This window comes from Dietzia sp. SYD-A1, assembly GCF_015356725.1.
In the GTDB taxonomy this organism is placed as follows: domain Bacteria; phylum Actinomycetota; class Actinomycetes; order Mycobacteriales; family Mycobacteriaceae; genus Dietzia.
In genome coordinates, this window is sequence record NZ_JADDKI010000149.1 from 1 (window position 1) to 8,722 (window position 8,722).

Genomic DNA, 8,722 nt, shown 5'->3' on the forward strand with positions numbered 1-8,722 from the left:
GTCGGGGACCTCGCCGCGGCCGACGCCTTCCGTCCCGGCCACATCGTGGTCCACGTGGCCGGCGCGATCGGTGCGGACGTGCTCCGCCCCGCCGCGGACGCCGGCGCGGTGGTCGTGGCGGCCCACCCCGCGATGACCTTCACGGGGGGCGATGCGGACATCGAGCGCATGGAGGGCTGCTCGTGGGCCCTGACCTCCCCGGACGAGGTGGGTCTCGTCGTCGGACAGATGTTGGTGATGGAGACGGGTGGACTGCCCGTCACCGTCGCCGAATCCCACCGCGCCCTCTACCACGCCGCACTCGCGCACGGCGCCAACCACCTGGTCACGCTCGTCAACGACGCCGCCGAGGCGCTCGCGGCGTCGTTCTCGGTCCTCCCAGGTGGTGGGGTCCAGGGTGACCCGGACGGAATGCTCGGCGCGGACGCCGGGGCGCTCGCCCGTCGCACCCTCGAGCCACTGCTGCGGGCAGCCCTCGACAACGTCCTGGCCGCCGGCGACTCGGCGCTCACCGGTCCGGTCATGCGGGGCGACGCGGTGACCGTCTCGCGCCACCTCGACGCTCTCGAGGACGTCGACGGCGGAATCGCCGCCGGATACCGCGCGCTCGCGCTGCGGACCGCGGATCGTTGTGGGGCCGGCCGCGACGTCACCGACCTCCTCGCCCCCGACCTGACGGAGCAGCTGCGATGACCGCCTCGACCCTTCCCGTGCGGACGGCGGTCCCCGGTCGGCCGGGGACCGGGTACAACCGGGGCGAGTTGACCATCCACCACGAGCCCGAGTCCCTGCACGCGGTCACCCGCTCACTGCGCAAGGTCGGCAGGCAGATCACCTTCGTCCCCACGATGGGCGCGTTGCACGAGGGGCACCTGGCGCTGGTCGAGGCCGCCCGCCGGACCCCGGGGTCCGTGGTGGTGGTGTCGATCTTCGTCAACCCTCTGCAGTTCGGACCCGGGGAGGACCTCGACGCCTACCCCCGGACCCTGGACGAGGACGTGGCCAGGCTGGCCGCGGCCGGCGTCGAGCTGGTCCTGGCCCCGAGCGCCGCGGCGATGTACCCGAACGGGCCGAGGACCACCGTGCTGCCCGGGCCGACGGGTGACATCCTCGACGGTGCCGCCCGCCCCGGCCACTTCGCCGGGATGCTCACCGTGGTGGCCAAGCTGTTCAACATCGTCGCCCCTCACCAGGCCTTCTTCGGCGAGAAGGACTACCAGCAGCTCGTCCTGATCCGTCAGATGGTGGCTGATCTGGACATGGACGTCCGCGTGGTGGGTGTCCCCACCGTCCGGGAGTCCGACGGCCTGGCCATGAGCTCACGCAACCGCTACCTCTCCGAGGACGAGCGGGAGCTGGCCACCACCCTCAACGCGGCGCTCGTGGCGGGGACGTTCGCGGCCAAGGGCGGTCGGCAGGCGGTGCTCGACGCCGCCCGCGCGGTCCTGGCCGAGCGCCCGCAGATCTCCGTCGACTACCTCGAACTCCGGGCGGGCGACCTCGGCGAGCCACCGGAGGAGGGTCCGGGGCGTCTCCTGGTGGCGGCCCGGATCGGATCCGCCCGCCTCATCGACAACGTCGGCGTGGCCATCGGCACGGGATTCCTCGCCGCCGCCGAGGCGACCGTCGCCGCCCAGCAGGCCGAGTTGGCCGCAGACCTCAAGGAAGGCCTCTAGATGCAGCGCACCATGCTCCACTCCAAGATCCACCGGGCGACCGTGACCCAGGCCGACCTGCACTACGTGGGCTCCTGCACCATCGACGCGGATCTCATGGACGCCGCGGACCTGCTCGAGGGGCAGCAGATCGACATCGTCGACATCGACAACGGCGCACGCCTGACCACCTACGCCATCACCGGCGAGCGCGGTTCCGGGGTCATCAGCATCAACGGCGCGGCCGCGCACCTGGTCCATCCCGGCGATCTGGTGATCATCATCGCCTACGCGGTGATGGAGGACGCCGAGGCGCGCGCCTACTCGCCGCGCGTCGTGTTCGTCGACCCCCACAACCGGATGCTCACGGAGGGCACCGACCCGGCGGACGTCCCCGCGGGGTCGGGGCTGAAGAACCCGCGCGTCCCCGAGCCCGTCACCGTCTAGGTGCCGGGATAGGGCCGTGTTACTCACCGTCGACGTCGGCAACACCCACATCCGCCTGGGCGTCTTCCCCCCGGACGGCGGGCCGCTCGAGCGCACCTGGAGCATGCGGACGTCGCCGGCGGTGACCTCCGACGAGCTGGCGTTGACCATCCGGGGCCTGCTCGGGGACTGCGCCGGGCGCCTGTCGGGTATCTCGGCGATGTCGGTCGTGCCCTCGGTGACCGGCGAGCTGCGTCGGATGGCCGCCGACTACTGGCCCGGGCTCCACGCGGTCGTGGTGGCTCCCGGCGTGAAGACCGGCGTACCGCTCCTCGTGGACAGTCCCCGGGAGGTGGGATCCGACAGGGTCGTCAACGCCCTGGCCGCCCACACCTTGTTCGAGGGCGCGGTGATCGTCGTCGACGTGGACACGGCGACCACGGTCGACGCCGTCTCCGCGCGCGGAGAGTTGCTGGGCGGGGCGATCGCACCCGGGATCGACATCTCCGTGGACGCGCTGGCCGAGCGCGCGGCGGCGTTGCGGAAGATCGAGGTGGTGCGGCCCCGGAGTGCGCTGGGCAAGAACACGGTGGCCGCGCTGCAGGCCGGGATCGTGATCGGGTTCGCCGGTCAGATCGACGCCCTGGTCGACCGCCTGCGGACGGACGTCGCCGACCTGTCCGACGCGGCGGTGGTGCTGACCGGGTTGCGGGCGGACGTGGTGTCCGAGGAGTCGCGCACGATCACCGACGTGGAACCGGAACTCGCCCTCGAGGGTCTGCGGTTGGTGTTCGAGAAGAACGCCTGACCGACGCCCCGGGCCGATGGCATGCTGTCCGACATGGGCGGGAGCGGTCGGGAGAGGATCGATGACGACGAGGTGATCCGCAGGGACACCTCCGAGTTCGATCGCGGACTGTCCTTCTTCGACGCCATCTACGGCTTCGCCGTGACGCTGCTCATCGTGAACGTCGACCTGCCGGAGCCGCAGGCGTGGCAGGACCTCGGTTCCCTGGCGGCATCCGGGGTGGGGCAGCAGTTGCTCGGGGTCGCGTTGAGTTTCGTGGTGATCTGTGCGTTGTGGCGGGTCAACGTCAGGATGATCAAGGGGCTGACCGGTCTCGACGGCCCGATGGTGTTCGGCAACCTCCTGGCCACGGGCCTGGTGATCCTGGTGCCGTTCACCACCGATGCGATCAGCAACCCGGCCACGGCGGATCTGGCGCTGCCGACCGCGCTCTACGCCGTGAACATCGCCGGGGTCGCCCTCGCCCAGGCCGCGGTGTACCAACGAGGTCGCGCGGCCGGACTGGAACGCCGCCCCACGTCCGCGAGGGAGAACAGCCTGGTGCTGCTCGCGGCGACCACCACCCCGGCGGTGTTCCTGGCGTCGGTCCCCGTGGCGCTGACGGTCGGCGCCGCGGCGGCCCAGTTCATGTGGGTGTCGTTGATCGTGCTGCTGCCGTTGACGGGACGACTCGCGAATCGGGCGAGAGGGACCTGACGGCGGGTGTCGGCCGCCACGGACCCCGCGCTGCGGCCGGGTCAGGGGCCTCGCGGTCAGGTGGGTTCAGGCGGCAGAGCGGTAACTCGTCATGGAGACCGACCCCCAGGCGTACCCCTCGCTGAAGGCGTCGAGTTTCTCGCCGGACCCGGCGGCCATTCCCGCCGTGTACAGCAGGGGCAGGAAGTGGTCGGCACTGGGCACGGCCAGTCCGGCGTCGGGGTGGTCGAGCAGCGACACCGCGTCCTCGGGTCGGTCGGTGAGCAGCGCCCGGGCGTGGTCGTCGAACCGGTGCGCCCAGTCGGTGCCCGAGTCGCCGAGGGACGGGTCGACGGCGGCCAGGTTGTGCACGACGTTGCCGCTGGCCAGGATCAGGACTCCCGAGTCCCGCAGCGCCGAGAGCCTGGTTCCCAGGTCGAAGTGGTAGTCGGCGGGTTTCGAGGCGTCGACCGACAACTGCGCCACCGGCACGTCGGCGTCGGGGAAGACGTGGGCCAGGACGGACCACGTGCCGTGATCGAGTCCCCACGAGTCGCGGTCCTCGCCGATCCAGGTGGGACGGACCACCTCGGCCACCTCGGACGCGAGTTCGGGTGCGCCGGCGGCCGGGTAGTCGAACTCGTTGAGTTCCCGGGGGAAGCCGTAGAAGTCGTGGATCGTCCGGGGGTGCGCCATCGTGGTCACCGCCGTGGCGCCGATGTACCAGTGGGCCGAGACGGCGAGCACGGCCCGGGGGCGTTCGGGGAGTGCGGCTCCGAGCGCAGCCCACTGTCGGGTCCACTGATTGTCCTCCAGCGCGTTGAGGGGGACGCCGTGTCCGATGAAGACGGCGGGCTGGCGCGAGGGTGTGGTGGTCATGATGCTCCTTTACTCCACCTATATGATGCATCAACTAACCGGAGCGCGCCAGCGGATGGGGGGTGGGGCGGCCGAGAGGCGCTCGCCCTTGCGGTAGATAGACCGGTCTGTCTATTATCGTGGTCATGAACGCACGTCGAATGCCCTCGGCCGGTCCGGTGGCGTCCGCACGTGCGCAGCACTGGTGTCCCCGACCGGCAGCAACCCCCTCGACCGCACCGACCGGGACCCGCCTCACCAGGAGCGCCAGATGACCTCTCTCGCCGTCACCCTCACCGACCCCGCCGCCCGCACGCTGGACGTGGCGGACTACCGCACCACCGTGGAGGCGGGGGCGCTCGTGGTGGACATCCGCTCGCGGGTCCAGCGCGAGCGACAGGGCGTGCTGGCGGGCGCGGTCGCCGTCGAGGCCCGTCCCGTCGTCGAACTCCTCGATCCCCGATCGCCGTCCCCGCTCGCCACCGTGGAGGAGGGCCGCGAGGTGGTCCTGGTCAGTGACGACGGGCTCGACGCCGAACTGTTCGCGCTGGAGCTGCACTCCCGCGGCGTGCGAGGGGTGCGAGCGGTGGACGGGGGGCACGAGGCGATCCGGGCCGCGGGGGAGCTCGGCCTGCTGTCGGATGCGGAGCACCTGCTGCGCGAGCGGTCTGCGATCTCCGCCCACTGAGCCCGACCGGGGGCGCGCCGGCACCGACGGCGGTACGGTCGCGTCCATGACGGACCACATCTCGGCGGACCTGCTCGACGGCATTCTCGACGAGGTCCGCGATGACTCCTCGGGAGAGCTGGTCCCGCACCTCGGCGACTACGAGCATCCGAACCCCGACGCCCTGGCGATCGCGGTGTGCGACCTCGGGGGCAGCGTCGTCTCGGCGGGGGACGACGACATCCGCTTCGACCTGCAGTCCGCGTCGAAGCCGTTCGTGTACGCCCTGGCCCTGGACCAGAAGGGCGTCGACGAGGTGGCCAAGCGGATCGGGGTGGAACCCTCGGGTGAGGCGTTCAACGAGATCTCCCTGGAGGCCGGTACCGGCCGGGCCCCCAACGGGCTGGTCAACGCCGGGGCGTTGGCCGCCCACGCCCTGGTGGGGGACACCGACGACGACGAGGTCTCCCGCTTCGAGCACATCCGCGCGCTGCTCTCCCGGCTCGTCGGGCGAGAGGTGGAGGTGGACGAGGAGATCGCCGACATCGAGGCGAAGAGCGCACACCGCAACCAGGCTCTCGCGCATCTCCTCGCCGAGGAGGGCTCCCTCGCGGACGACCCCCACGAGGTCGTGGCGGGATACGGACGCCAGTGCGCGGTCCGCGTGGACGTCCGCGAACTCGCACACATGGCGGCCATGTTCGCCAACGGCGGGGTGATCCCCGGCAGCGACGAGCGGATCCTCGGGCGCAAGGCGGTGCGCTACGCCAACAGCGTGATGTTCACCTGCGGCATGTACGACGCGGCGGGTGACTGGGTGTACCAGGTGGGACTGCCCGCCAAGAGCGGGGTGTCGGGATGCCTGTTGGCGGTGGCGCCCGGCAAGTACGGCATCGCGGCGTACTCGCCGCGCCTGGACGAGCACGGCAACAGTATCCGGGCGGCGGCTGCCATCGAATCCCTGTCGGACAGGTTGGACCTCCACGTCCTCGACCACGTGCGTGCCGACGGGTTCGGCCCCGACGCCTAGCGGCGACTATCCTCGACAGTCGTGACCGACACGACTCCCGCCGCGCCCGGGGCCGCCTCGACCGAGCCCGCCGACGACACCCCCGAGCAGGTGCGTATCCGTCGCGACAAGCGGCAGCGCATCCTCGACTCCGGCGTCGACGCCTACCCTGTCGGGGTCCCCCGCACGCACGGGCTCGTCGAGATCGCCTCGGATCCGCGCTTCGTCGCACTCGAGCCGGGGGAGGAGACCGACGTCGTGGTCTCGGTGGCCGGCCGGGTCCTGTTCGTCCGAAACACCGGCAAGCTCTGCTTCGTCCGACTCCAGGACGGTGTGAGCCCCGAGGCGGACCTGTCCGTCCCGGCGGCCGAGGGCGAGCCCGATCCGTTCGCCCCGCAGTTGCAGGCGATGCTCTCGCTAGCCAACGTGGGCGAGGAACGGCTCGAGGCGTGGAAGCAGGACGTGGACCTGGGTGATCACGTCTCGGTGACCGGCCGCGTGGTGCGCTCCAAGCGGGGCGAGCTGTCCGTCATGGCGGACTCGTGGGTGCTGGCGGCCAAGTCGCTCCGGCCGCTTCCGGTGGCGCACAAGGAGCTGAGCGAGGACACGCGGGTCCGTCAGCGCTACACCGACCTCATCATGCGAGACACGGCCCGGCGCAACGCGGTCACCCGTATCAAGGTCGTCCGGGCACTGCGCGCCGCCCTCGACCGGCGGGGGTTCCTCGAGGTGGAGACGCCCATGCTGCAGACGCTGCACGGCGGCGCCGCCGCCCGGCCCTTCGTCACCCACTCCAACGCCCTGGACCTCGACCTGTACCTGCGGATCGCCCCCGAGCTCTACCTTAAGCGGTGCGTGGTGGGCGGGATCGAGCGGGTCTTCGAGATCAACCGGAACTTCCGGAACGAGGGCGTGGACTCCTCGCACAGCCCCGAGTTCGCGATGCTCGAGACCTACCAGGCCTATGGGGACTACGACACCTCCGCCACGATGATCCGTGAGGTCATCCAGGAGGTGGCGCTCGAGGTCTTCGGTTCCACCACGGTGACCCTGGCCGACGGCACCGAGTACGACCTCGGCGGGCAGTGGCGCGAGATGCGCATGTACCCGTCCCTCAACGAGGCGCTGCGCGCCACGCACCCCGAGCTGGTGAACGGTGACGACGACGAGGACGCCGTCACGGTCGACTCGACGGTCGACGAACTCACCGAACTGGCCGGCAGGGTCGGGCTCGAGGTCCCCAGCGGCAGGGGGTGGCTGCACGGCAAACTCGTCGAGGAGCTGTGGGAGCACCTGTGCGGCGATCAGCTGGACGGTCCTGTCTTCGTCCGGGACTTCCCCGTGGAGACCTCGCCCCTGACCCGCGACCACCGCACGGACCGCGGGGTCACCGAGAAGTGGGACCTCTACGTCCGTGGATTCGAGCTGGCGACCGGGTACTCGGAGCTCGTCGACCCGGTGATCCAGCGGCGGCGCTTCGAGGATCAGGCGCGGTTGGCAGCGGCGGGTGACGACGAGGCGATGGTCCTCGACGAGGACTTCCTGGCGGCCATGGAGCAGGGGATGCCGCCCACCACCGGGTTGGGAATGGGGATCGACCGCCTGCTCATGGCGCTCACCGGACTGGGGATCAGGGAGACGATCCTGTTCCCGATGGTCAAGCCGCTGCCGCGGGACTGACGAGACTCTCGACCCGGTTCCGCGAGCGTCAGTCCGGGTTCGCCCAGGCCGCGGCCACGAGATCGCGGAGGACGGTCTCCTCGATCCGGGCCAGGGACGTGACGTAGAGGCACCCCTTCCCGGTCTTGTGCGGACCCATCGTCGCGAGCAACGCGGCCGCGCCCGGGGCCTCCAGCAAGCCGTAGAGACTGACGGCCGAGGCCCGGGGGCTGAAACCGACCCGGAGGGTGTCGCCCTCGCGTCCGCTGTCGTACACGTAGTGGCGCCGACCGTAGCCCACGATCGAGGGGCCCCACATGGTGGGGTCCTCGCCGGTCACCTCACCGAAGAGGTCGAGCAGGCGCAGACCGTCCTTCACGCGTCGGGCGGTGGGTAACCCCTCGATCCACCCCCGCGGTGACATCGATTCCGAACGGATCGCCGTGTTGTCGTTCCGGCCGGTCGCCCGGGGCCGGGCGACCGGCTCGGTGAAGGAGAGTCCGGCGGCGGTCAGCGCGTCGCGCAGAACCCCGAGCTGGGAGGGGCCGATCCCGTGCAGTGCGAGAACGTCTCTCTCGGGCGTGCCGTCCAACTGGCGGAGGTCGGTGATCCCGGCATCCCTGAGTGCGCGGGAAGCCGGGGCCGAGAGCCTGGGCAGGGGAAGCGGTGACGCGCTCATGACGCGAACGCTAGCCCCCGCGTCCTCAGACCGCCCGGGTCGAGACCCGAACGTGACTCCAGACGCCTGTCCAGGTGGACGACCCCGGACATAATCACCGCATGAGAAGAACACTGTCACGGCTGGTGACCGGTGTGGCGGCGGGGCTCGTCGTGGTGGGGACCGCGAGCCCCGGCGCGACGGCCCAGCCGGCTCTCCCGGCCGAGGTCCAGCAGGTGGTCGATCAGGCCGCGGCCGGCTCAGCGCAGGCTGACGCGGACCTGCGAACCACCGCCGGCGGCCTGCT

General features: G+C 71.1%; 11 protein-coding genes. 9 read left to right on the forward strand and 2 right to left on the reverse strand.

Going from position 1 to position 8,722, the window contains the following annotated elements; genetic code table 11:
- From IY392_RS06950 to IY392_RS06970, 5 genes are all read left to right on the forward strand, one after another.
- A partial coding sequence (locus IY392_RS06950) for a DUF2520 domain-containing protein (protein WP_194860843.1) occupies nt 1–693 on the forward strand: 693 nt, incomplete at its 5' end.
- On the forward strand, nt 690–1,676 hold the full coding sequence (gene panC / locus IY392_RS06955) for a pantoate--beta-alanine ligase (RefSeq protein WP_095717940.1): 987 nt from the start codon (nt 690–692) through the stop codon (nt 1,674–1,676). The genes IY392_RS06950 and panC, both read left to right, overlap by 4 nt.
- Nucleotides 1,677–2,102: an aspartate 1-decarboxylase gene (gene panD / locus IY392_RS06960; RefSeq protein ID WP_095717939.1), complete on the forward strand. Its 426-nt coding sequence runs from the start codon at nt 1,677–1,679 to the stop codon at nt 2,100–2,102.
- Between the two features lie 16 nt (nt 2,103–2,118).
- Nucleotides 2,119–2,889, forward strand: coding sequence for a type III pantothenate kinase (locus IY392_RS06965; protein ID WP_107755675.1), 771 nt, complete (start codon nt 2,119–2,121; stop codon nt 2,887–2,889).
- A 33-nt stretch (nt 2,890–2,922) separates the two neighbouring features.
- On the forward strand, nt 2,923–3,585 hold the full coding sequence (locus IY392_RS06970) for a TMEM175 family protein (protein ID WP_228549125.1): 663 nt from the start codon (nt 2,923–2,925) through the stop codon (nt 3,583–3,585).
- 66 nt (nt 3,586–3,651) lie between these two features.
- Here IY392_RS06970 and ygiD read toward each other — a convergent pair whose 3' ends face one another.
- Nucleotides 3,652–4,443, reverse strand: coding sequence for a 4,5-DOPA dioxygenase extradiol (ygiD, locus tag IY392_RS06975; protein ID WP_107755677.1), 792 nt, complete (start codon nt 4,441–4,443; stop codon nt 3,652–3,654).
- A gap of 250 nt (nt 4,444–4,693) precedes the next feature.
- Here ygiD and IY392_RS06980 point away from each other — a divergent pair, with 250 nt between their 5' ends.
- Genes IY392_RS06980 through lysS form a run of 3 tightly spaced genes read left to right on the forward strand, consistent with a single transcriptional unit; the run spans nt 4,694 to nt 7,778 of the window.
- A complete protein-coding gene (locus tag IY392_RS06980) occupies nt 4,694–5,110 on the forward strand; it encodes a rhodanese-like domain-containing protein (RefSeq protein ID WP_228549126.1) in 417 nt (138 codons plus the stop codon).
- Nucleotides 5,111–5,156: 46 nt separating this feature from the next.
- A complete protein-coding gene (gene glsA / locus IY392_RS06985) occupies nt 5,157–6,119 on the forward strand; it encodes a glutaminase A (RefSeq protein WP_194860845.1) in 963 nt (320 codons plus the stop codon).
- Nucleotides 6,120–6,140: 21 nt separating this feature from the next.
- Nucleotides 6,141–7,778, forward strand: coding sequence for a lysine--tRNA ligase (gene lysS, locus IY392_RS06990; RefSeq protein ID WP_107755680.1), 1,638 nt, complete (start codon nt 6,141–6,143; stop codon nt 7,776–7,778).
- 28 nt (nt 7,779–7,806) lie between these two features.
- Here lysS and IY392_RS06995 read toward each other — a convergent pair whose 3' ends face one another.
- On the reverse strand, nt 7,807–8,436 hold the full coding sequence (locus tag IY392_RS06995; protein ID WP_107755681.1) for a DUF1801 domain-containing protein: 630 nt from the start codon (nt 8,434–8,436) through the stop codon (nt 7,807–7,809).
- Nucleotides 8,437–8,537: 101 nt separating this feature from the next.
- On the opposite strand from IY392_RS06995, the gene IY392_RS07000 reads away from it, so the two are divergent.
- A partial coding sequence (locus tag IY392_RS07000) for a hypothetical protein (protein ID WP_194860846.1) occupies nt 8,538–8,722 on the forward strand: 185 nt, incomplete at its 3' end.

Bases quoted from the DNA above. Each gene is read 5' to 3' on its own strand.
- panC (WP_095717940.1), top strand. From the start codon at position 690: ATGACCGCCTCGACCCTTCCCGTGCGGACGGCGGTCCCCGGTCGGCCG.
- panD (WP_095717939.1), top strand. From the start codon at position 1,677: ATGCAGCGCACCATGCTCCACTCCAAGATCCACCGGGCGACCGTGACC.
- IY392_RS06970 (WP_228549125.1), top strand. From the start codon at position 2,923: ATGGGCGGGAGCGGTCGGGAGAGGATCGATGACGACGAGGTGATCCGC.
- ygiD (WP_107755677.1), bottom strand. From the start codon at position 4,443: ATGACCACCACACCCTCGCGCCAGCCCGCCGTCTTCATCGGACACGGC.
- IY392_RS06980 (WP_228549126.1), top strand. From the start codon at position 4,694: ATGACCTCTCTCGCCGTCACCCTCACCGACCCCGCCGCCCGCACGCTG.
- glsA (WP_194860845.1), top strand. From the start codon at position 5,157: ATGACGGACCACATCTCGGCGGACCTGCTCGACGGCATTCTCGACGAG.
- IY392_RS06995 (WP_107755681.1), bottom strand. From the start codon at position 8,436: ATGAGCGCGTCACCGCTTCCCCTGCCCAGGCTCTCGGCCCCGGCTTCC.